The sequence below is a fragment of the Anaerolineae bacterium genome (genome assembly GCA_013178015.1).
In the GTDB taxonomy this organism is placed as follows: domain Bacteria; phylum Chloroflexota; class Anaerolineae; order DRVO01; family DRVO01; genus Ch71.
Genome location: JABLXR010000061.1, coordinates 1 through 20,937, shown reverse-complemented (window position 1 = coordinate 20,937; position 20,937 = coordinate 1). Strand labels below are relative to the sequence as shown.

16 protein-coding genes and 1 pseudogene are annotated in these 20,937 nt (G+C 66.1%); 11 read left to right on the top strand and 6 right to left on the bottom strand.

Annotation, left to right across the window (positions count from 1 at the left end; translation table 11 throughout):
* The first annotated feature begins 15 nt into the window (after positions 1 to 15).
* From HPY83_17720 to HPY83_17710, 3 genes are all read left to right on the top strand, one after another.
* A complete protein-coding gene (locus tag HPY83_17720) occupies positions 16 to 429 on the top strand; it encodes a hypothetical protein (GenBank protein NPV09784.1) in 414 nt (137 codons plus the stop codon).
* A 51-nt stretch (positions 430 to 480) separates the two neighbouring features.
* Positions 481 to 1,626 (top strand): aldo/keto reductase, encoded by a 1,146-nt coding sequence (locus HPY83_17715; protein NPV09783.1) that lies wholly within the window; start codon positions 481 to 483, stop codon positions 1,624 to 1,626.
* A gap of 90 nt (positions 1,627 to 1,716) precedes the next feature.
* Entirely contained in the window at positions 1,717 to 2,850 is a 1,134-nt protein-coding gene (locus tag HPY83_17710; protein ID NPV09782.1) for an aldo/keto reductase, read from the top strand.
* Between the two features lie 189 nt (positions 2,851 to 3,039).
* On the opposite strand, the gene HPY83_17705 is transcribed toward HPY83_17710, so the two are convergent.
* The 4 genes from HPY83_17705 to HPY83_17690 form a co-directional block, all read right to left on the bottom strand.
* Positions 3,040 to 5,256: a glycoside hydrolase family 65 protein gene (locus tag HPY83_17705; protein ID NPV09781.1), complete on the bottom strand. Its 2,217-nt coding sequence runs from the start codon at positions 5,254 to 5,256 to the stop codon at positions 3,040 to 3,042.
* Positions 5,257 to 5,290: 34 nt separating this feature from the next.
* The gene (locus HPY83_17700; protein ID NPV09780.1) at positions 5,291 to 6,670 is read right to left on the bottom strand and encodes a hypothetical protein; all 1,380 of its coding nucleotides are present in this window, start codon (positions 6,668 to 6,670) and stop codon (positions 5,291 to 5,293) included.
* Between the two features lie 166 nt (positions 6,671 to 6,836).
* Positions 6,837 to 7,391: a GNAT family N-acetyltransferase gene (locus HPY83_17695; protein ID NPV09779.1), complete on the bottom strand. Its 555-nt coding sequence runs from the start codon at positions 7,389 to 7,391 to the stop codon at positions 6,837 to 6,839.
* A 6-nt stretch (positions 7,392 to 7,397) separates the two neighbouring features.
* On the bottom strand, positions 7,398 to 8,507 hold the full coding sequence (locus HPY83_17690) for a Gfo/Idh/MocA family oxidoreductase (GenBank protein ID NPV09778.1): 1,110 nt from the start codon (positions 8,505 to 8,507) through the stop codon (positions 7,398 to 7,400).
* 434 nt (positions 8,508 to 8,941) lie between these two features.
* Between HPY83_17690 and HPY83_17685 the strand changes: the two genes are divergently transcribed.
* Both HPY83_17685 and HPY83_17680 read left to right on the top strand, forming a co-directional pair.
* A complete protein-coding gene (locus HPY83_17685; protein ID NPV09777.1) occupies positions 8,942 to 10,594 on the top strand; it encodes an ABC-F family ATP-binding cassette domain-containing protein in 1,653 nt (550 codons plus the stop codon).
* Between the two features lie 103 nt (positions 10,595 to 10,697).
* Positions 10,698 to 11,303, top strand: coding sequence for a hypothetical protein (locus HPY83_17680; GenBank protein ID NPV09776.1), 606 nt, complete (start codon positions 10,698 to 10,700; stop codon positions 11,301 to 11,303).
* A gap of 69 nt (positions 11,304 to 11,372) precedes the next feature.
* Here the strand turns inward: HPY83_17680 and HPY83_17675 are convergent, their stop codons facing one another.
* Positions 11,373 to 13,007: a hypothetical protein gene (locus HPY83_17675; GenBank protein ID NPV09775.1), complete on the bottom strand. Its 1,635-nt coding sequence runs from the start codon at positions 13,005 to 13,007 to the stop codon at positions 11,373 to 11,375.
* Between the two features lie 775 nt (positions 13,008 to 13,782).
* Here HPY83_17675 and HPY83_17670 point away from each other — a divergent pair.
* Positions 13,783 to 15,960 carry a hypothetical protein gene (locus HPY83_17670; protein NPV09774.1) on the top strand — a complete coding sequence of 726 codons (2,178 nt, stop codon included), beginning with the start codon at positions 13,783 to 13,785 and terminating at the stop codon, positions 15,958 to 15,960.
* A 471-nt stretch (positions 15,961 to 16,431) separates the two neighbouring features.
* Here the strand turns inward: HPY83_17670 and HPY83_17665 are convergent.
* Positions 16,432 to 16,524: pseudogene (locus tag HPY83_17665) on the bottom strand (energy transducer TonB).
* Between the two features lie 326 nt (positions 16,525 to 16,850).
* Here HPY83_17665 and HPY83_17660 point away from each other — a divergent pair.
* The 5 genes from HPY83_17660 (at position 16,851) to HPY83_17640 (ending at position 20,902) form a co-directional block, all read left to right on the top strand.
* Positions 16,851 to 17,306 (top strand): c-type cytochrome, encoded by a 456-nt coding sequence (locus HPY83_17660; protein NPV09773.1) that lies wholly within the window; start codon positions 16,851 to 16,853, stop codon positions 17,304 to 17,306.
* Between the two features lie 247 nt (positions 17,307 to 17,553).
* A complete protein-coding gene (locus tag HPY83_17655; protein NPV09772.1) occupies positions 17,554 to 18,372 on the top strand; it encodes a DUF3828 domain-containing protein in 819 nt (272 codons plus the stop codon).
* 372 nt (positions 18,373 to 18,744) lie between these two features.
* Complete coding sequence (locus HPY83_17650) at positions 18,745 to 19,998, top strand: cation:proton antiporter (GenBank protein NPV09771.1); 1,254 nt, start codon at positions 18,745 to 18,747, stop codon at positions 19,996 to 19,998.
* Positions 19,999 to 20,051: 53 nt separating this feature from the next.
* Positions 20,052 to 20,411 (top strand): hypothetical protein, encoded by a 360-nt coding sequence (locus HPY83_17645; GenBank protein ID NPV09770.1) that lies wholly within the window; start codon positions 20,052 to 20,054, stop codon positions 20,409 to 20,411.
* Complete coding sequence (locus HPY83_17640; GenBank protein NPV09769.1) at positions 20,408 to 20,902, top strand: CBS domain-containing protein; 495 nt, start codon at positions 20,408 to 20,410, stop codon at positions 20,900 to 20,902. Before HPY83_17645 ends, HPY83_17640 begins: the two co-directional genes overlap by 4 nt.
* The last annotated feature ends 35 nt before the right edge of the window (positions 20,903 to 20,937 follow it).

Below are 20,937 nucleotides of genomic sequence, written 5' to 3'. Positions count from 1 at the left end.
AAGGGGGTGGAGGCCATGTACGGGCCGGGAGAACTGCTGACCCTTCTGCCCCAGGGCGATTTTGTGGTGCTGACCTTGCCTCTCACGCACGAGACGAGGGGCATGATCGGCGAACGCGAGCTGAGGGCCATGAAGAACTCGGCCATCATCATCAACACCGGCCGAGGGGGCACTATCCAGCAGGAGGCTCTTATCCGGGCGCTGCGGGAAGGCTGGATCGGTGGAGCAGGCTTGGACGTGACCGACCCCGAGCCCCTCCCGGCGGACTCGCCTCTGTGGGACATGGAGAACGTGATCATCACCCCTCACAACTCCGGCGGCACCCCGAAGTACAACGAACGGGCCATGGCCATCTTCCTCGACAACTTGCGGCGCTACCTCTCGGGCGAGCCACTGCGCAATGTGGTGGATAAGGAGCTGGGTTACTGAGGGCATCTTGTCATCGAACCTGACCGCGAATCGAGCAAGGAGAGACTGATCGTGCAATACCGCAACTTCGGCAGGATGGGTTGGAAGGTATCGGCGTTGGGCTTCGGATGCATGCGCCTGCCGACCACGGGCGAGTACGCCAACATAGACGAGCCCGAGGCCATACGCATGCTCCACTACGCCATTGACCACGGCGTCAACTACGTGGACACCGCCTATGGCTATCACGGTGGCAACAGCGAGCGCCTTTTGGCGAAAGCCCTCCGAGGGGGCTATCGCGAGAAGGTGAAGCTGGCTACCAAGCTACCCCCGCCTCTCGTGGAGACGGCCGCTGACTTCGACCGCCTCCTCAACGAGCAGCTATCCAAGCTCCAGACGGAGCACATCGACGTCTACCTGCTCCACGGCCTCCGTGCCTCGCGGTGGGAGCAGCTCCGGCAACTGGACGTGTTGGGATGGGCCGATGGGGCCATGGCCGACGGGCGCATCGGCTGCCTGGGGTTCTCGTTCCACGACAGCACGGAAGTCCTCAGGCAGATCGTGGATGCCTACGACAACTGGGCCATGTGCCAGGTGCAGTACAACTTCATGGACGTCAACCGCCAGGCAGGTACGGAAGGGGTCAGATATGCCGCCTCCAAAGGCCTGGCGGTGGTGGTGATGGAGCCCTTGCTGGGCGGCAGGCTGGTGAACCCGCCTAAAGCGGTGAGAGAGGTGTGGGACGCTGCGGGCGCTGACCGCACGCCTGTCGAGTGGGCCCTGCAGTGGCTGTGGGATCAGCCGGAGATATCGGTGGTTCTGAGTGGCATGAGCACCATGCAGCAGGTGCGGGAGAACGTAGAGAGCGCCAGCCGCTCTGGCGTCCGGCATTTGACTGACGAGGAGCGGGAGGTGGTCGCGCGAGCTCGCGAGGCGTATCAGGGCCTGACTCAGGTGCCGTGTACCGGCTGCGAGTACTGCATGCCCTGCCCGCAGGGGGTGAATATCCCCCGCAACTTCCGCATCTACAACGAGGGCTACATGTACAACCAGGCCGATGAGGCGCGGCGCAACTACGCTCGCATGGCCGAGGAGGAACGAGCCAGCCTGTGTGCTCAGTGCCGCCAGTGCGAGGACCTCTGCCCTCAGAACATCGAGATCAGCCAGTGGCTGCCGAAGGTGGAGGCGGTTCTGGGCCAGGGAGAGCCATACTCGTAGGGGCGGACCACCGTCTCCGCCCTGGGCAGGCATGGTGGCCTGCCTCTAGCGACGGAAGAACACGCAACAACACATAGGAGAGGAAGGACAGTGCAATACCGTAAGTTCGGGAAGCTGGATTTCCAGGTGTCGGCGCTCGGGTTCGGCTGCATGCGCCTACCCACCACGGGCGAGTACGCCAGCATTGACGAGCCGGAGGCCATCCGGATGATCCGTTACGCCCTCGATCACGGCGTCAACTACGTGGACACCGCCTACGGCTATCACGGCGGCAATAGCGAGCGTCTGGTGGGAAAGGCGCTCCAGGACGGCTACCGCGAGAAAGTGAAACTCGCCACCAAACTGCCGCCCTGGAACGTGACCAGCGCCTCCGACTTCGACCGCATCCTCAACGACCAGCTGCAGAAGACGCAGTCGGACAGGATAGACTTCTACCTGATGCACTCGCTCAGCAAGGACTCATGGGTCAAGCTGCGGGACCTCGGCGTCCTCAAGTGGGCCCAGGGCGCCGTCGCCGATGGGCGCGTGGGGCACCTTGGCTTCTCCTTTCACGACAGCTTCGAGGTGTTCAAGGAGATCGTGGACGCTTTCGATTGGGCCTTCTGCCAGATCCAGTACAACATCCTCAATGAGGACGTGCAGGCGGGGACGCGGGGTCTGCAGTACGCCGCCTCCAAGGGGCTGGCGGTGGTGATCATGGAACCCTTGCTGGGCGGGAGGTTGGCTCGGCCTCCGCGAAGCGTCCAGGCTCTGTACGATAGCGCCGGTTTGGACCGCACTCCGGTGGAGTGGGCGCTCCAATGGCTGTGGGACAAGCCGGAGGTCTCCGTGGTGCTGAGCGGTATGAGCACCATGCAGCAGGTACAGGAAAACGTGGCCAGCGCCGAGCGCTCCGGCGTAGGGTCTCTGAGCCAAGAGGAGAGGGAGCTGATCAAGCGGGTGCAGGAGAAGTACGCCGAGCTGCATCCCATACCCTGCACCGGCTGCGAGTACTGCATGCCTTGCCCCGAGGGCGTCAACATCCCGCGGCTGTTCGCCATCTACAACGAGGGCATGGTCTACGAGGAGATGGAACAGGCTCGCGAACGCTACGCCAACCTGCCGGCCGATCAGTGGGGCAGCCTCTGCGTGCAATGCCGCCAGTGCGAGAGCCTCTGCCCCCAGCACATCGAGATCAGCGACTGGATCGATAGGGTGCACAAGGAGCTGGCCCCGGCCAGCTAGCCCCCGCAGACGCTCCGACGCCTCTGTCGATAGCGTGTGGCCAACGCCTAGACCGGCCCCTTCACGGAAGCCCCCGGCTCGAAGGGGCCGGACCCCTTCTGGGCTTGGCCGGCATCGCCCGAGGGCGGGCTCAGCCGCACCTGGGACGCGGCTTCAGCCCGCGCTTCTGCCCCGCGTGCTGAGGGTCACTTACGCTGAGGCCGGGTTGGCTAGGCGGACGCGCTGACGGCGGCCCCGATGGTGGAAGGTGAACTCCAGCGACTGCCACCACTCGGGCAAGCAGGGATCGAGCCCCCAGCCGCCCTGTTGGTCGAGGTGAAGCCCGGCGAAACCAAAGATCACGGCCTGGATGAGACCGCCGCAAGTTGCGGCGTGCACTCCCAGGCCGGCATTGCCCATGCTGTCTTCCAGGTCTATGCCGGCGGCCTGGAGCCAGAAGCGGTAGGCTTCCTCCGGCAGGTCCAACCGAGCCGCCACCCAGGCGTGCACTGCGGGGCTGAGGGAAGAGTCGTGGGCGGTGCGGGGGACGTAGGTGTCCCAGTTGCGCCGCAGGGCCTCTCGGTCCCCCAGGCGCTCGCCGAGAAGCGCGATAAGCATCACCACGTCTGCCTGCTTGAGCACCTGCGAGGCGTTGACGCCCCCATGGCCGATGATGGCATCCATGCAGGCGGTGCGCGGGCGGAAGAGCTCGACAGGCACAGGCGCCAACTCGAAGAACCCGGGGAACTGCTCGAGCACCCCACGCTCCGCGTCGAAGGGGATTCGCATCTTCTGGACGATCTCGCGCCAGTGGGACAATCGCCGCCGATCTAGCCCCAAGCGCGACCCCAGCTCCCTGGCCTGAGAGGGTGCCTCGGCCCGCAGCCACTCCACCAACTTCAGGGCGTGCTCCAGGTGCCATACTACCATGCGATTGGTGAAGACGGGATTGTCCACGTTCTCGTGGTACTCATCCGGGCCAATCTGGCCGGTGAGCTCGAAGCATCCGTCCTCATGGTTCCATTCCACCCGGCTGCCCCAGAAGACGGCCGTGTCCAGGATGATCTCGGCCCCGAAGTCACGCATGAAGTGGTCATCGCCCGTCCACTGCCAATACTGCCATACCCCGTAGGCCACGTCGGCCGAGATGTGCTGCTCGTTGTCGCCCGTCCAGATGCGGATGCGTCGCCCCTGGCGGTCGGGCAACGTCCACCGGGGAGTGGTCTCCAGCCCGGTGTCGGTGCTCTCCCATGCGAACATAGCTCCTTCGTAGCCCGCTTCCTTCGCCTTCTCGCGGGCTCCGGGCAAGGTATGGTAGCGATACAGGAGAAGGTTGCGGGCTACGTCGGGGCGCCACAGTGTGAGCGGCGGAAGCATGAAGATCTCGGTGTCCCAGAAGACGTGGCCCTTGTAACAGGGGCCGCTGAGCGTCCGGGCCCCTATGCTGACCCGCTCGTCCTGAAAGGGAGCGGCGATCAGCAGATGGTAGGTAGCGAAGCGCAGGGCCAACTGGGCGTAGTCGTCCCCTTCTAGCCGTATGTCGGCTTCCTCCCACAGGTGCGTCCACGCCTGGCGGTGCTCCTCCAGGAGTCGGTCGTAGCCCTTGGCCGCGGCGGCCTGCAGGCGTCCGTGCACCAAGCTCTGCAGGTCGTCGGCGTCGCGACTTGTGCCCACGGCCACAATCTTGGTGATGGTGACCGTATCCCCCGTGGATAGTGCCAGGCCGGAGAAGCCGTTGCCCGGCTCGGGCGGCGATAGGTGTGACTCCAGGTCGGTTGCCGGCCGGTCTATCTCCAGACGCTGGGCGAAGCGCACCTGGTGACCGCTGCGGTTAGTCCGGCCCTGCCACCAAGCCCCCCAGCGGTCTATGGCCCCGGTCTCCGTGGCCTCCCAGTGGGACACGGACACGGGGCCGGAGGCGGTATTGGCCACGTTTCGGGCTCGGCTCTCATCCAGGTACGCCACGCAGGTCAGGCTGTCCACGGGGGTGAGGGCGGTCACGCTCACCCTCTGGGCCAGCACATGTCGGTCGGCCATGCTGGCGAAGCGCTCGAAGGCCAGGCGGATGACCTTGCCGCCGGAGCTCTGCCAAAGCACCTCGCGCCGTAGCACTCCATCGCGCAGGCTCAGCCGACGCTCGAAGCCCCGTAGGTGTCCCAGGTCCAGCCGGAAAGGCTCGCCATCCACTTCTAGCCGAAGGGCGAACCAGCAGGGCAGGTTGGCCAGATCGGGCACTTGATCTTGGGGGTGATGGTTGAAGATGCCGTGCACCAGGGTGCCGGGAAGTTCGGCGGGATGACCCTCTTCGAAGCTGGCCCGGCTGCCCAGGTAGCCGTTGCCCACGGTCATGATGCTCTCGTAGTAGTGAAGCCGGTCGGGCTCGAAACGGCTTTGACACAGAGTCCAGGCGCGTTCGTGGGGGTTCATGTTCCTCTCTCAGGCTGACCGGAGGTTGACGATGCTAGCGGTAGAGCTCGGGCCGGTCGGACATGGACTCTTCCAGCAGGAGGAATAGCCGCTCGAGCAGGCCGCCCTGGTCGCCCGAGTAGGTGTCATCGAGGGACTGCCAAGGGTCTTCCATGTCCTCTATGTGTCGCCAGGAGGGCGGGAGCCCGTAGGCAACGCTGGTCGGATCCATGTTCTGCACGTACAGGCAATAGGCCGTCCCCAGCATGATGCTTTCCAGGTAGGTACGGCGGCCGGTGCACTCCATCAGCTCGATCAGCCCCAGGGTGATGTTGGCCACGTCGCCAGGTGAGGTGACCCCGTTGAGGTGCAGAGCGCTGCCGGGCTCGCGGCGATGGCTGAGCACCCAGCGGAGCTCCTCCTGCGAGTCGCGGTGGAGGTTAAGGTGCCTCTCCTTGAAGATGCGCAGAGGGTAGGCTCCGTTGCGTTCCTGCCGGGCCTCCAGCCACTTGGCGAAGCGGATGGCGTAGCGCAGAAACCGCCGGGCTTTGTCCGGCAGGCCCTGAGCCACTGAAAGGCGGTAGCAGATGAGCAGGGCTCGGAGGGGCGGGCCGGCCAGGTCGGAGTCGAAACAGAGATGGCCCTCCTCGTCGCGGAAGAAGGGCCCGCGCCTGGCATCCCAGAGGGTGATGAGCCGCTCTCCGAAGAGCAAGGCGTAGTCCCGGAAGCGCCGATCGCCGGTGATCTTCCACAGCCTGGCCAGGGCCTCTACGCTCCGGCCCTTGGCGTGCCAGCCTGAGGGGATCCATTGCCCGGTGACTAGGTCGAACTTGGGTGAGTAGTCGTTATCGGCTGCGGCCATGACGAACTGGGCGTTGCCGATGGCCCGCTCGATGTGTTGCTCAGCCAAGGTCTTGTTGCCGAACTGGCGCAGGATCTGGGCGTAGTCGGCCTCGATGGCGGCCTTCTCGGCGCTGTACTTGAGCCAGATCTGGGATTCCTTGCCCGGAGCCTCCTCCAGCACACCGAAGACGTGGGGTGCGATCTCGCCGTACCGATTGTCGTGGAGCCACTGCAGAGGCCGCTCCACGTACTTCTCCAGGTCCACGTCTATGCCGTGCAGGAAGGCCGCCAACATGGCGGGCAGTATGACCAGGGGAGACAGATTGAGGGAATAGTAGACAGGCTCCTGCCCGCTCAGATCCACGTAGCCCCGGTAGGAGCCCCGGGTGTCGTCGTAGAAGCTGAGATTGCCGGTGTGGGCAGCCAGAGCGCGCTCATGCAGAAGCCCGGCAACGTGATCCAGTGGCGCTTCGGACAGGAACTGAAGGTAATCCTCGAAGCGCATCCGAGGACCATACAGAGCGGCCGGCTGCAACTCGCCCGCGCGAGGATCGAGGTCCGGTCGGGTCAGGGCAGGATCAGTCATCTGCATTCATCGCCTTCGTATGGAAGCCGGGCGTAGGGGGGAAGCCTGAGGCAGAGATGGGACACGCCCGCGCACGTCCTACGATGGCGCACCGGGCAGCGCGCCCGCAACCACGACAGGGATTGTAGCAGCGGGGTGCTCCGTAAGCAACCGAACGCACCATCGCTCCTTCCTACCAGGGCAGCCCCTCCAGATCTATCTCTCCAGGGGGCCATTCCTCGGAACCGCACTCCAGGATCATGGTCTCCTCCGGGAAACGCACTTTTCCCCAGGGCGCCTGGACGAAGGTCGGTCCTGCTACCCGTCTCCAGCCCAGGCGCTGATAGAAGCCGAGCAGGTTCCCGGCGCAGAAGAGCAGTCCGAACCGGGCCGATGACTGATGGCAGATGAACTCGCCCGCTCGAGCCAGGGCCAAGCTCGCCAGCCCGCGGTGCCGCCAGGCCGGGAGGGTGGCGACGTCGCCCACTCCCACTACCGGAACCCGCCTCTGGCCCACCCAGACCTCTCGCTCCACCAGCTTGAGCCCAGAGACTACCTTCCCGCCGGCGCGCACGAGCACACGCCAGTGCGCCGGGGCCCACTCCAGTTGGGCCAGAAGCGGGTGGACATTCAGGTCCCCTCCGCCCAGTTCCTCCACCGCGCGCTGTTCTGCCTCGGTGAGCTCTTCGGCGGGCCGCACCTCGACCTGCACTGGCGGAAGATCCTGGCCCGCGAGTGAGTTCGTCATTTCCCCTCACCAGCGGCTAACGTAGTCCTGCAGACCCAGCGGCAAGGGCTCCGGCCTGTCCGCTGCGCTCTCCAGGGCCACGTGCTGACCTTGCGCAGATGCATCGTGGAAGGCCTGCATGACGTCGAGCACGTGATAGGCCAGCTCCCCAGAGGCGCGGTGGCGGCGCCCAGCCCGTAGAGCATAAGCCATATCCGCCAAGCCCAGCCCGCGGGCGTTCTCGCTGTAGCCGTGCGTGAGCGGCATGTCGCTCCACTCCTTGGCGCCAGCCCGCCGCACCCGCACCGGCCCCCCGAAGGTGTTGGGGTCTGGGACCTGCAGGGAGCCCTCGGTACCATAGATCTCGATGCGAGGCAGGTCGGCGGCCCACACGTCAAAGGTGGTGATGATGGTGCCCACGGCCCCATTGGCGAAGTCCATCACCCCGGCCACGTGAGTGGGCACCTCTACGTCTATGACGTAGCCAAACCTGGGTTCGCTGGTGACCGTCCGCTGGGGGAAGGTGATGCGGGCACTGCCTGTGACCCGGCGAACGGAGCCGATGAGGTTGACCAAGGCGGTGAGGTAGTAGGGCCCCATGTCGAACATGGGGCCGCCGCCGGGCTTGTAGTAGAACTCGGGGTCGGGGTGCCAGGTCTCATGTCCGTGGCTCATCATGAAGGCCGTGGCGGCCACCGGCTCGCCGATCCAGCCGTCGTCTATGAGCTTGCGACAGGTCTGGATGCCGCCGCCCAGGAAGGTATCGGGGGCGCACCCCACTAGCAGTCCCTTCTCCCGGGCCAGGCCCAGGATGCGCCGGCCCTCATCCCGCGTCACGGCCAAGGGCTTCTCGCTGTAGACCGACTTGCCCGCCTCCAGCGCCGCCAGGGCTACCTCTGCGTGGGCCTTGGGGACGGTCAGGTTGAGGATGACCTCGATTTCCGGGTTGGCCAGGGCCTCGGCCACGCTGCAGGCCCGCACGCCGTACTCCTGGCCGCGCGCAGCAGCCCGCTCGGGCAGCAAGTCAGAACAGGACACCACCTCCAGGATCGGGTGGCGGGCGCAGTTCTTGAGGTAAATGGCGGATATGGTGCCGGAGCCGACAAGACCCACCTTCACGGGCGCGGTGACAGACATGCTTGCCTCCCTCAGGACTGGAGCGCCGGCGCACGGCCGGGCCCGCCCCCATATGATACCCCGGTCCGCTCCCTTCCGGCGACCACGCAGCGCCGCCCCGACCCTCCTCCCTTCCCCCTCTCCGCGTCTCCGTGTCTTCCCCTCTCCCCGTCTCGCCCTCTCCCCGTCCGCCGTCCTTGCCTCGGCTCCCCCTTCCACCTACAATGTGCCCACCAACCTATGGAGGTACCTGTGGCCGGCAGAGCAGCGCGCGTAAGCTGAGTGCGTTCCCCGACTCACTATCCCTGCTTTGCCCGCCGCCTGAGCCGTGGGGCGCACCGTCGCCGCGGCTCTACCTGTTAAGCACCGAGCGTGCCTCCTGCTCAGCGCCGTCGAGCCGCGGCTGACCCCGCGGCTCTTGTCGTTGGTAAGGGCGGGCTGCTGTGGAGGAGCACATGCTACAGGTATCGGGAGTCTCGAAGAGCTACGGCGCTCAGACTGTGCTCGCCCGAGTCTCGTTCAGCCTCGGGCCGGGCGAGCATGCCGGGTTGGTGGGACCCAACGGATCGGGCAAGACCACCTTGCTGCGCCTCATCGCCGGGCTGGAGCGCCCCGACGAGGGCAGCATCCGCCTGAACCCGCCTCCCCTGGCGTTCGGCTACCTGCGCCAGGCCCTGGACTTCGACCCGGACGACACCATCGCCCGCGCCTTGAGACGGGCCACCGGGGCCCACGGTCTGGCGGCGGACCGCATGGCCCGTCTGGCCGAGGAGATGGCCTGGGCCCCGGACCCGGAGACTGCCCTGCGCTTGACCGAGGAATATGCCCGGGCGCAGGAGCGCTTCGAGGCTGCCGGCGGATACGAACTTCAGACCCGGCTGGAGGCCGCCCTGGCGGGGCTGGATCTCGCCGGGCTACCTCCTGAGCTACCGGTGGCCCGACTGAGCGGAGGGCAGAAGACCCGGCTGGGGCTGGCGGGCCTGCTCGCCACCCGGCCATCCCTCCTCCTCCTGGATGAGCCCACTAACCACCTGGACGTGGATGCGCTGGATTGGCTGGAGCGGTGGCTTCAGAGCTACGAGGGAGCAGCACTGATCGTCTCCCACGACCGCACCTTCCTGGACGCCACCACCACCCGGACCCTGGCGCTGGACCCCGCCGATCACACCCTGACGTCCTACCCGGGGGGCTACTCCGAGTACGCCCGGGCTCGGGAACGGGAGATAGCCCAGCAGTGGCAGGCGTACCAGGCGCAGCAGGAGGAGATTACCCGGCTCCGGGCTGCAGTCCGGCGGGTGCGGGGCCAGGCGGTCATGCGCCGGGGAGGCAAGGCCAACGATGGAGATAAGTTCGCTCGGGGCTACTTCTCCGACCAAACGTCGGGCACCATGGCCCGGGCCAAAGTGCTGGAGAGGCGCATCGAGCGGCTGCTCACCGAGGACAAGGTGGAGAAGCCCCAGCAGCAGTGGGGCCTCAAGCTGGATCTGGCCTCTGACGGAAGCGGTGCTCGGGAAGTGCTGAGGCTGGAGGACGTGTCCCTTTCCTTCGGGCCGCTCCACCTTCTGCGTGGGATCAGCGCCACCCTCACCCATGGCCAGCGGGCGGTGCTCCTGGGCCCCAATGGATCCGGGAAGACTTCGCTGCTGCGGCTGGTGACGGGGGAGTTGCAGCCGGACTCGGGTACCATCAGGGTGGGGGCGGGAGTTCGAGTGGGGTACTTGGCCCAGGAGCAGGAGATCCTGGATGCCGATATCACCCCGTTCGATGTTGTCAGCAAGGCCTCTGGCTGGGCAGATCAGACGCGCGTGCGCTCCTTCCTCCATTGGTTCCTCTTCGCCGGCGATGAAGCCTTCATCCCGGTCGTCAGCCTGAGCTTCGGAGAGCGGACCCGGTTGATGCTAGCGCTGCTGGTGGCTCAAGGGTGCAACCTGCTCCTGCTGGACGAGCCCATCAACCACCTGGACATCACCGGCCGAGAGCGATTCGAGGAGGCCTTGCTGCAGTTCGAGGGGACGGTGCTGGCCGTGGTGCACGACCGGGCCTTCGTGCGACGGGTAGCGACCCAGGTGTGGGAGTTGCGCGACGGTCGGCTGCGGGTGACGCGGTAGGGGCCGTGGGCCCTGCAGCCGACCGCAGTACAATTGGGGCGGAATGGAGGGATTCCGCACGCCAGCCTGACGGCACTGGCCCGCGCACCTACAGGAGGGAGATATGTCCCAGCGCGTACCACCACTCGACCGCAAGCGGCTCGAGCGCACTCTCGTGGCAGTACTCGACCTTGCCCTCCCCGCGTGCTCCCGCTTCGATTGGCGTCTGGTGGGTACGGCGGCGGCGCTGCTGCACGGGGTGCCTCTGCCGACAGCCGACGTGGACATACTGGTCAGGGAGCGGGCTGCGGTGGACGCCTTCTCGGCTGCCCTATCCTCCTACCCGTGTGCGGCGGCCCCCGCGTGGCTGGAGCATTCCCGGCAGTACTACTGCGCCTACGACGTCAACGGCGCCAGAATGGAGTTCAGTACGGTAGAGGTGCCATCAGACCTCGAGTACATCGAGACCTTCGGGCTCGGCCCCTGGGTGCGCTGCGCTCTGCTCCCCTGCGGGCCCTACTCCGTGCCCACCGTGGCCTTGGAGCTCCGGCTGATCACCGAGCTGCGTCGTCAGCGCCCGGACCGATACCGGCCCATCCTGGAGTTCATGGCAGTCCACGGGTGCGACCTCCGCTTCATCCGCAGCGCCATCGCGGCTGCCGGCGTGCCCCATGCGTTGCAGGAGGAGGTCATGAGTGGCCTTGGGGGGCAGAGTCTAGTCGCGGCGTGAAGCACAGCGCCCCCTACCATCGGAGAGGATAGGGGGCGAGAGAAGGCGTCACCCGTGGAGCGGAGTCTGTCAGCCGCTGAAACCGGGCACCGGGCACTGCGCCGGTGACGTGGGGGCGGGGCAGCCCCACGGGGTCTGGTTGTCCATTCCCGGCTGCACTCGGAACATGGGCTCGCCCCGATCGGTGTTGCCCACCGAACACACCAGGGAACCGTCAACGTAGAGCTCGACCCAGTACGGATGGCCCTGCTGGCCGTACCTGTCCACGTCCACCGGCATCCCGTCTATCTTGAGGAACCCCGACTCGCTGATCGGGCCCCACCCGTGGGGGTTCACGTCTATCCAGTGATCAAGGCAGAAGCGATACACCTTGATCCAGGAGGTCCTTCCCGGCGGCGTGGTGCAGGTGATGATGTTGCCCCCTCCGGGCAATCTCTCCTCATCCAGCCGTTCCCAGGTCAACCGAGCGAAGGCGGCTCCCAGATGCTCGAAGTACTCCATGCGCACGGCATGGAGACCGCCCGCCAGATCAACCTCCGCCGAATGAGCGGTGCGGGCTTGATCGCGCCACTGGTCTATCACCAGCACGTTGTTGACGAACAGCCGCACGCCGTCATCGGTCTCGGTGGTGAAGCGGTAGCGCCCGGCGGCCAGCTGCAGCGACGCCGTCCAGCGGGCGGAGAAGTTGTCGGCCGGGATGCGTGGATCCGGCGAGCCCAGCCCCCAGTCGTGGTTCACCTGGGCCTCATCGCGCACCACCGCCGGAGGGCCCGCCAGGTCCCGGTTGGCGAAATACTCGGCGCGCCACGGCCCCGTGGGCGCAGGAGCGGGCTCCAGGCGTTGCCAGCTGAGCCTGATGACCGCCCCGCCCGTGGCCTCGAAGTACTCCAGTCGCATGCTGTGCTGACCGGCCGTCATGAAGCGGTCGGCGGTGTAGACGGTGACCGCCTGCTCGCGCCAGGCGTCTATCACCAGCTGGTCGTCAATCCAGAGCCGGGCTCCGTCATCGGTCTGCACGGTGAAGCGGTAAACGGCGGCGTCGAAGGTCTGGGTGCTAGTCCAGCGGACGGAGAAGAAGTCGGCGGGTATCTGCGGTGCAGGCGACCCCAAGCCGAAGTCGAAGTTGATCTGGGCATCGTCCCGGACGAGCGCTGGGGTTCCCGCCAGGTCCCGGTTAGCGAAGTACTCGCCCCGCCAGACTCCGGTAGCTGGGGGCGCCGGCTCCAGCAGCTGCCACGCCAGCCTGATGACCGCCCCGCCCGTGGCCTCGAAGTACTCCAGCCGCAGGGTATGCTGGCCGGGCGTCATGAAGCGGTCGGCGGTGTAGACCGTAGGCGACTGCTCCCGCCAGGCGTCTATCACCAGCTGGTCGTCAATCCAGAGCCGGGCTCCATCGTCCGTCTGCACGGTGAAGCGGTGAACGGCGGCGCCAAACAGCTGGGTGCTGGTCCAGCGGGCGGAGAAGAAATCGGCAGGCACCTGGGGAGCCGGTGAACCCAGACCGAAGTCGAAGTTGATCTGGGAGTCATCGCGAACGAGGACGGGAGCGCCCGTGAGTGTGGCGTTGGCGAAGAACTCACCCCGCCACACAGTCAGAGGCTGGGCCTCGACCGAAGGGACGCTCGCGCCCGTCAGGGGAAATGGCACCAGGGATAAGGCCACCGCGAGGAAGGATATCAGACAATTACGAATAGCAGCTCTCATCCTAACCTCCAGATTCAAATGCGCCAACTCACGGCAAGATTCTGCGTGGACCCTCAGCTGCGCGACCGAGCGGCCCAGAATACTCTAGCCGGGGTGGCAGCCACGGTCAAGCTTTGCGCGTGAGCCCGGAGGGCCTGGGACAAGAAGGAGGAGCCGGAGTCAGGGACGAGGGGGTAGGTGCGCGCGGCCAGGGTGTGAGGAGCCGCCCGAAGGAGGCTGCGAACGTGGGCTACGCCGGGCCAAGCATGGGTGATGAGAGAGACGATAGCCGGGTCTGAGACCGGTGCTGCGAGTCTCTCCCGGCTTGGCCCGTGCTTTGGCCTGCCCTCCGGTCACCCCCCAAGGGTCGCGAACCCATCGCGCCATCGCCCTTGACGCCGGGCGACAGCCGGCTTAGGATGACCGTCAGTGGTCGCCTGTAAGAGCTCTGCTCGGATGTGCTCCTGCGCGAGGTCACTGCCATGATGGATCCACCCATGCGAAGTTTCGGCTCTCGGGCAGTGCGCAACCACGAGGCCGCGACCGAGGTTTGGGGCCGGCCGGGCATGAGTTCTCTTCCCCCGCCAGTGTTCCTCCCGCAACGCGTCTCGCCATGGGACGGCCTCGACCGCTGGCCGTGTTTGCCGGGGCAGGGGGCCTACGTGACGGGCGCTGTTCTCATCAGCAAAGGGACGACAGCGGCGATCACTGGAGCGGGCTCAGGGGGTGCGCCTCTGGGTGCGCGAGCGTACGGTCGGGCGAGTTGGCGGCGCACATCGCTTGTAAGGAGGGAAGGATGAACCGCAAGTTTGTCATTGCTCTGTGCGTAGTTGTGTCTCTGGCTGCCGTGCTATTGGTTGCCGTTCCGGCGGTGGCGGAGGGGCCTGCAGGAGCTCAGAACGTACTGAACCTGCCCGTCCTCTTCCACCAGCTAGACCGGTTGGGCCAAGCGCACCCTGGAGAAGCTCAGGACGCACTGAACCTGCCCATCCCGGTTGATATCAGCCATCGCCTGAAGCACGTCCCCGCGCCGCCGCAGTTGGCCCCCGAGGAGGCCATCGCAGTGGTGACCAGCAGCGCCACCACTGCTTCCCAGTGCTTCGGGGACAATAGCTCCATCACCATCACTATCCCCAGCTTCGACCCGGCCCACCCCGGCAGTCAGGACGTGGTGTTCTGGAAGGAGACGGCTGCAGGTGCGACGGGCAAGGCTACGCTCTGGGTGGCCTGGGACTTCCTGACCACGGCGTACGACCGCGAGGACGTCATCACTTGCGACCAGCTAGGGTACCTGCAGGGGCAGATGGACAGCATCGTGGACACGGATGTCCACTACTTCGGCGAGTACATCCAGCGGCCGGCAGGGAATGACAACATTGACGTCATGATCTACAACATCGTTGATGAAAACTACTACGATTCCGCTTTCCCCTTCTACATCGCGGGCTTCTTCTGGGCCAGCATCAACGAGACCTTCGACCGGAACATGATCTTCATAGACAGCCTCGACTGGGAGAACCGACTGGGGCCGGACGTCGCCCGTCCCTTCCTCTATGAGGGCACGGTGGCGCACGAGCTGGAGCACCTCATCCACAACGATCATGACCCGGATGAGCTCTCCTGGGTGGACGAGGGGCTGGCCGACCTGGCGGAGTACCTCAACGGCTTCGGCCACCCCGACAGCCACGTGGTCTACTACCTGGCTTACCACCGCACCTCCCTCACTAACTGGGGCGGCGGGCTGGAGGACTACGGTGCCAGCTACCTCTTCCAGCTCTACTTGTTGGAGAACTTCGGCACCCAGATCGATGGGGGATGGCAGCCTGACTGGACCCGGGGGCTGGTGGACCAGCAGGACAACGGCATCGCCGGGATCGAGGCTCAGACGGATGCGGGTTTCAACGACCTGTATGACTCCTGGATTCTGGCCAACTACCTGGACGATCCATCCCTCGCCGGCGCGGGTGGCTTCCCACTGGGGTATCAGACCATCGCGCTCAATCCCTTCGTCAGTTCGTCGTACACCCCCTGGTCCATCGCTCGCGCCATCGAGGACATCTACGGCGCCACCCACAAGGGCAACCTGCCCGTGAGCCGCTACTACGGCGGGTACATCTCCGGCACGGTGGAGTATCCGATCGGGGCTCTACCACCTTACGCGCCGGCGTACGGCACCTACAAAGGCATGGAGCCGGCCATGGAGGTCCTCCTCCGGGGAGATGCCAGCTCTGGCGTGGCCCCATATGCGGGCAACTACGAGGTGGCCAGCGGCGGAGGCAACATGCTCACCGACCGCATGCTCAGCCTCAACACTCCCGTCGGCGGCACCCTCACGTTCTGGACCTGGTACGACATAGAGGAGGAGTGGGACTACGGGTTCGTGGAGGCCTCCACCGACGGCGGCACCACCTGGAACCCACTGCCGGGAAGCATCACCCGCACCAGCAACAACCCGAACAGCTCCACCGCCTGGGCCAACTCGCTCGTAGGTGGTCAGGCCAGCACCGACACCGCTATCACCGGCAGCAGCGGCGGCTGGGTGGAGGCCACCTTCGCGCTGCCCGCGGCGAGCGACGTCCTAGTGCGCTTCTCCTACTACACCGATGAGGCGGTGAACGGAGCCGGTTGGTTCATTGACGAGGTGAGCGTCAACGGCTTCAGCGACGGGTTCGAAGGGGGGGCTGACAACTGGACCCTGGGCGGGTGGACGCGGACCACGGGCCTCTTCCCTAACGACTGGATGGCTGCCTACGTCGTACCGGTCTACAACAGGGGCAAGTTCAGCCATTTGGACTACGGCTACCTGGCGGGAGACCAGCTAGTGAACCCCTACGAGTACGTTACCGGCTCGGTGAGCACCCTGGCCCTGAACAAGGACCTGGCTACGGTTGTCTTCTCGAACCGACCGGCCGAGAGTCCCTTCGATGCGGGATACCTGGTGCTGGTCGAGAAGGGGAGCGCCTCCAAGAAGTAAGCTGCTCCCTCTGGGGCGCTAACAGGGGCCGGCCGGAGAGCCGGCCCCTGGATTCACATTGTGGCTTCATCCACGGAGCTACTTGGTCCTTCCTGGCGTGGGCTGTGGCTCCGCTGTCCCCACCGGCTCACTGGGCGACCCGTCCTTCACCGTGGGGCTCACGCCTTTCCCCGAGGTCGGCTCTTCGCTCTGGCACAGCACCACATGGGCGCCCCGGTCGGTGTGGTACTCGTACCTCTCGCCCTTCACTTCCAGCACCAGCCGGTAGCCGGGCGTGATCACCTGGGCGTATACCATCCCGGGCTGCGGGCACCCCAGGCTGGTGTCCGACCATTCCTGGCTCTGCACCTCCACCACCGTGACCGCCGACTCCCGGGGCAGGTCCAGCCTGCTGGCCAGGTCCGACACCGCCGCCAGCACCGGCTCCGCTGCCTGCGCCGGGGCCAGGCTGAGGCCCTCCACCACCACCGGCGGGGTAGGTAGGGGAGTAGGAGTGGGAGTGGCCCTCATGGTCGCAGTAGGGCTCGGAGTGGGGGGCGTGGTCGCGGTGGGAGTCGCCGTGGGCGCCACCGCCGGCATCACCGGCCCGCAGCCGACCGACAGCATCATCGCTACCATCAGGAGCATCAGTCTTAGCCGCACCGCTGCCTCCTGCAGACGCTTCTCCTCTGGAAGACGCCCGCGCTGGACCCGGAGTTCCCTCCCCATCCTACCAGAAGCCCGACCGTTCGTCGCCCCTTGGTTGCCCCCCTCGGGCGCCAGGCCATAGTAGTCAGGCGCCTTGACAAAGAGATGGGGCACTGACATCCTACTAGTTGTGGTGGCTGAGCCTCATGCTACCCGGGCAACGTTGCCGCTCTGTGATCGGATTCCAATGGAGGTACTATTGTATGAAGAAGTTTGCTGTATTCACCCTGATCTTGCTCCTGGCCGCGTCTCTGGTTGGCTGTGGCGCCGGCGCCGAGGCTACCGCCACTCCGGCACTGGCCGAGCCCAGTCCCACTGCCGTAGAAGAGGCCAGCCCGACCGCGGAAGTTGAGGCCACTCCCACTGTGGAGGCTGTGGCCAGCCCGAGCCCTGAGGCTGAGGTGGGCGAGACCCCTGCTGCTGTGGCGGTGGGGGATCCCGAGATCGGAGTCGTGGTTTTTCGGCAGAACTGCAGTGGCTGCCACGGCACCCAGGCTGGAGGAGGCATAGGTCCCACTCTGGCCGGCACCGGGCTGCCCTTTGAGACGGTGCTGGAGAAGGTACGCACCGGGCCCAGCGACATGCCTGCCTTCCCCCCGGAGCAGGTCAGCGACGAGGACGTGGCCCACATCCTGGCCTGGTTGCAGTCTCTCTCGTAACCGCCCCCTGCGGGCCGGCGCCGGCTGAGTCGAGGCTGGGGCGGCGCCCCGGAGGCTATCCGCGGGGCGCCGCCCCTCTTTCGTTGCCGCCACCTGCCCGAACGGCTAGGATGAAGACCGCCCGACTGGACGGCCTCGACCCTGGCCCGGTGGCCGGTGATTGCGTTGCCGATCGCTGCTATCGTGTGGACATACAGGACGAAGGCCGGCCAGAGGGGGACGGACAGGCCGCTTTGGGGAGGCAGAAGTGACCACCAGGCCCAGGTGTGGGACCAGAGGCCGAGGTATCGTGATCGTGGGGCTGGCCGCGGTAGCCGTAGCTCTGGCCGTGGTGGCCTGCAATGTTTCGCCGGTAGAGCCGTCGCGCTCCGCGCTCGGCATCCCTGCGGAGGATAGCCAGACTCCGGAGGAGGTGGTGGAGGCCTTCTACCGGTGGTACCTCAGCTACCCTGGCAATGTCCTCGCCACCCGCGCCTATCGAGTGAGCGAGCACCTGGCGCCCGAGATGGTGGAGCGGGTAGACGCGATGATGGCCGATGAGAGGGGGCCCGGCTACGACCCCTTCCTCTTGGCCCAGGATCTGCCCGAGACTCTCACCCCGGGCCCGGCTACGGTCTCGGGTGATCGCGCCTACCTCATGGTGGAGACCAGCTTCGCCGGCCACGTTCTGCGCGTCGGGCTGAGACGCGAGGGCCGCTGGCTGATCACCGACATCTCTCAGGTCCGGAGCCCGGAAGCTGTGGTCATGGGCTTCTACGACTGGTACTTGCACTACGAGGGCAACCCCTTGGCCGACGGCGCCTACAAGGCCAACGCCGCCCTGACGCCGGCCTTTGTGGCCAAGGTGGAGCGGGCCCTGGCCTCCTTCGACCGCGGTGGGTTCGATCCCTTCCTGATGGCCCAAGATGTGCCTGAGTTCTTTCGGGTGGAGCGCTCCGAGGTGGGAGAGGAGTCCGCTATCATCCTCCTCTCCAGCAGCTTCCCCGGGCATCGCATCCGGGTGCATCTGGTGCCGGTCGAGGGGCTGTGGAAGATCGCCGACGTCTCCCTACCGGACGGGAGCTGATGGCTGGGGCCGCGGGGGATCTCACCGCAGAGAGCGCAGAGGATGAAGGGAACGAGCAGCCGAGGGGCTGGCGACGGTGGATCGGGTGGCTCACGGGCTTCTCGCGCTCTCCTTGTCCGGGTGCGTCGCCTCAGTTCTGCTGCTCTTTCCCCTCGCATCGCTCATCTGCTCTCTGTGACTGGATTCCCTCGCTGGCCTCCTGGCACGGTAAGCGGGTACAATGGGGCGACTGGGTTCTGACGAGCCAGTCACGGCAGCCCACTGTCGCGACTGCCTGTCCGCTTTCGTCGCGCCGAGGTCGTGGTGCCCGTTTGGGGGTAGGCTGGGCTGCCTGCTGACCCGCCGTTCTACGCGCGCAGATAGCGAGTCCCGATGGAACCTTCGCTACCGTTTCTCCTGGCTCTGGCAGCGGTGGTGGCTGGGGCCAAGGCTGCCGGGTATCTGGCAGTTCGGCTTCGGCAGCCGGCTGTGTTGGGGGAGCTTCTGGCCGGCTTCATCCTCGGTCCCACGGTACTGAACCTGCTTGCCTGGCCCGCCTTTGCCGGCTTCCATCTGGAGGACACCCTGGGCTACCTGGCGCACCTGGGCGTGCTCTTCCTCATGTTCATCGCCGGGCTGGAGGTGGATTTCGAGGCGATGCTGGAGTCCGGCCGGGCGTCGTTCCTCACCGGGTTGATGGGAGTGTTGGCGCCGGTGCTGCTGGGGATGGCGGTGAGCCTCCCCTTCGGTTACAGCCTCCAGCAAGGCCTCTTTGTTGGGCTCATCCTGGCCGCCACCAGCGTGAGCATCTCGGCTCAGACCCTGATGGAGCTCGGGGTTCTGCGCAGCCGGGTGGGGGTGGTGCTGCTGGGCGCCGCCATCGCCGATGATGTCTTGGTTATCCTGTTTCTGTCCTTGTTCACCGCCCTGACGCTGGGCGGAGGCAGCGGCCCCCTCTCGGTGGCCCTGGTGCTCCTGAGGATGCTTCTCTTCCTGGGTGTGACCCTGGGAGTGAGCAGGCGCGTGATCCCCCAGTTGGCGTCGCTGGTTGACAGGATGCCCATCAGCCAGGGCGTAATGGCTTTGGTGATCGTGACCGCTCTGCTGTACTCCTGGGCGGCCGAGGCCCTGGGGGGAATGGCCGCCATCACAGGGGCCTTCCTGGCCGGACTGGCCTTCGCGCACACTTCCCTTCGGCGTCGAGTCGAGGAAGGGATGCACACCCTGGCCTATTCCTGGCTGGTGCCGGTGTTCTTCGTCAGCATCGGCCTGGAGGCCGATGGTCGGGCTCTGGGATGGGCCGGCTTGCCCTTCGCTCTGACCATCGTGGCGGTGGCGCTGGTCTCCAAGGTGGTGGGGTGCGGCGCCGGGGCGCGCTTGGGTGGGTGCTCGGCTGCTGAGTGCTTGCGGCTGGGTGTGGGCATGACTTCCCGAGGCGAGGTGGGCCTGATCGTGGCCACGGTGGGGCTAAACGCCGGGCTCATCGGGGAGAGCGTATTCGCGGCCGTGATCATCATGGTGTTGGCCACCACTCTGCTGACGCCCGTGATGCTCCGGGCTCTCTATCCGCGCTCTTCCACCGAGGCGGTTCCCTCCATGGGGTTGAGCAGTGCCGAATCGCCGAGCAGCCGGCGCGTTTCCACTTGACGGCCCCGGGGGCTGCTGGGCCGGGGAGGCAACCTTCAAGCGCGAGGACGAAAATGCTGCAGATGCTGGTACTGGTGCTGGATAACGAGGAGCAGTTCCCTGAGGTTCTTAGGGCGTGGCGGGAGGCAGGAGCCCCAGGAGTCACCGTACTGCAGAGCACCGGGCCTGGCCGGCTACAGAATGCGCTCCGGGATGACCTGCCTCTAATGCCCGGACTGCGGGACCTCCTTTCCAGCCAGGAGCTCCACCATCGCACTCTCTTCACCATTCTGCCGGACGATGAGGCGGTGCAGCGGGTGGTGGCGGCCACCCACGAAGTGGTGGGTGACTTCTCCCGCCATCACACCGGGCTTCTCTTCACTGTTCCGGTGGGCCAGGCGTGGGGGCTGCACAAGGCGGAAAGATTGAGATGATTGGGCAGACGGTTCTGGTAAGTGATGTCTTCGATCCGTCCCACCTGAGCTCAGTGATCGTGAGGCCAGACGAGCACCTGGAGGACGTGTTGCGCCGGTTCTCTGAGGAACCAGCGCTCCGGGGCATATTCGTATGCGATGAGACGGGGCGATTCCTGGGGGCCATAACCCGCACTGATCTCCTCTATTGGGCCCGGCTCCAGCTGGGGACGGCTCTCCATGGTTCTTCCCTTCCGCCCGAGCGCATCGTGCGGCTAGCCCAGCTGGTGCAGGCGGCCACCGCCAGCGATGTGATCCACCCGGGAAGCCGGGAGACGGGAGTGCGAATGGACGAGCCCCTGGATCATGCCCTGCGCCAGATGCTCAACCATGACATCGTCGCCATACCGGTGGTGGATGATCAGGGCGTGGTCCTGGGAGACCTGACGCGGGCACGGGTCATGCGCTATCTTCTATGCCTCTCAGGCCCAAGACCAGGGCCTCGGTTGTGAGCGAGGCAGCGTTGCCCTCGATGGAGCCCGATCGT

Bases quoted from the DNA above. Each gene is read 5' to 3' on its own strand.
- HPY83_17720 (NPV09784.1), top strand. From the start codon at position 16: ATGTACGGGCCGGGAGAACTGCTGACCCTTCTGCCCCAGGGCGATTTT.
- HPY83_17705 (NPV09781.1), bottom strand. From the start codon at position 5,256: ATGAACCCCCACGAACGCGCCTGGACTCTGTGTCAAAGCCGTTTCGAG.
- HPY83_17700 (NPV09780.1), bottom strand. From the start codon at position 6,670: ATGCAGATGACTGATCCTGCCCTGACCCGACCGGACCTCGATCCTCGC.
- HPY83_17695 (NPV09779.1), bottom strand. From the start codon at position 7,391: ATGACGAACTCACTCGCGGGCCAGGATCTTCCGCCAGTGCAGGTCGAG.
- HPY83_17690 (NPV09778.1), bottom strand. From the start codon at position 8,507: ATGTCTGTCACCGCGCCCGTGAAGGTGGGTCTTGTCGGCTCCGGCACC.
- HPY83_17685 (NPV09777.1), top strand. From the start codon at position 8,942: ATGCTACAGGTATCGGGAGTCTCGAAGAGCTACGGCGCTCAGACTGTG.
- HPY83_17680 (NPV09776.1), top strand. From the start codon at position 10,698: ATGTCCCAGCGCGTACCACCACTCGACCGCAAGCGGCTCGAGCGCACT.
- HPY83_17675 (NPV09775.1), bottom strand. From the start codon at position 13,007: ATGAGAGCTGCTATTCGTAATTGTCTGATATCCTTCCTCGCGGTGGCC.
- HPY83_17670 (NPV09774.1), top strand. From the start codon at position 13,783: ATGAACCGCAAGTTTGTCATTGCTCTGTGCGTAGTTGTGTCTCTGGCT.
- HPY83_17660 (NPV09773.1), top strand. From the start codon at position 16,851: ATGAAGAAGTTTGCTGTATTCACCCTGATCTTGCTCCTGGCCGCGTCT.
- HPY83_17650 (NPV09771.1), top strand. From the start codon at position 18,745: ATGGAACCTTCGCTACCGTTTCTCCTGGCTCTGGCAGCGGTGGTGGCT.
- HPY83_17645 (NPV09770.1), top strand. From the start codon at position 20,052: ATGCTGCAGATGCTGGTACTGGTGCTGGATAACGAGGAGCAGTTCCCT.
- HPY83_17640 (NPV09769.1), top strand. From the start codon at position 20,408: ATGATTGGGCAGACGGTTCTGGTAAGTGATGTCTTCGATCCGTCCCAC.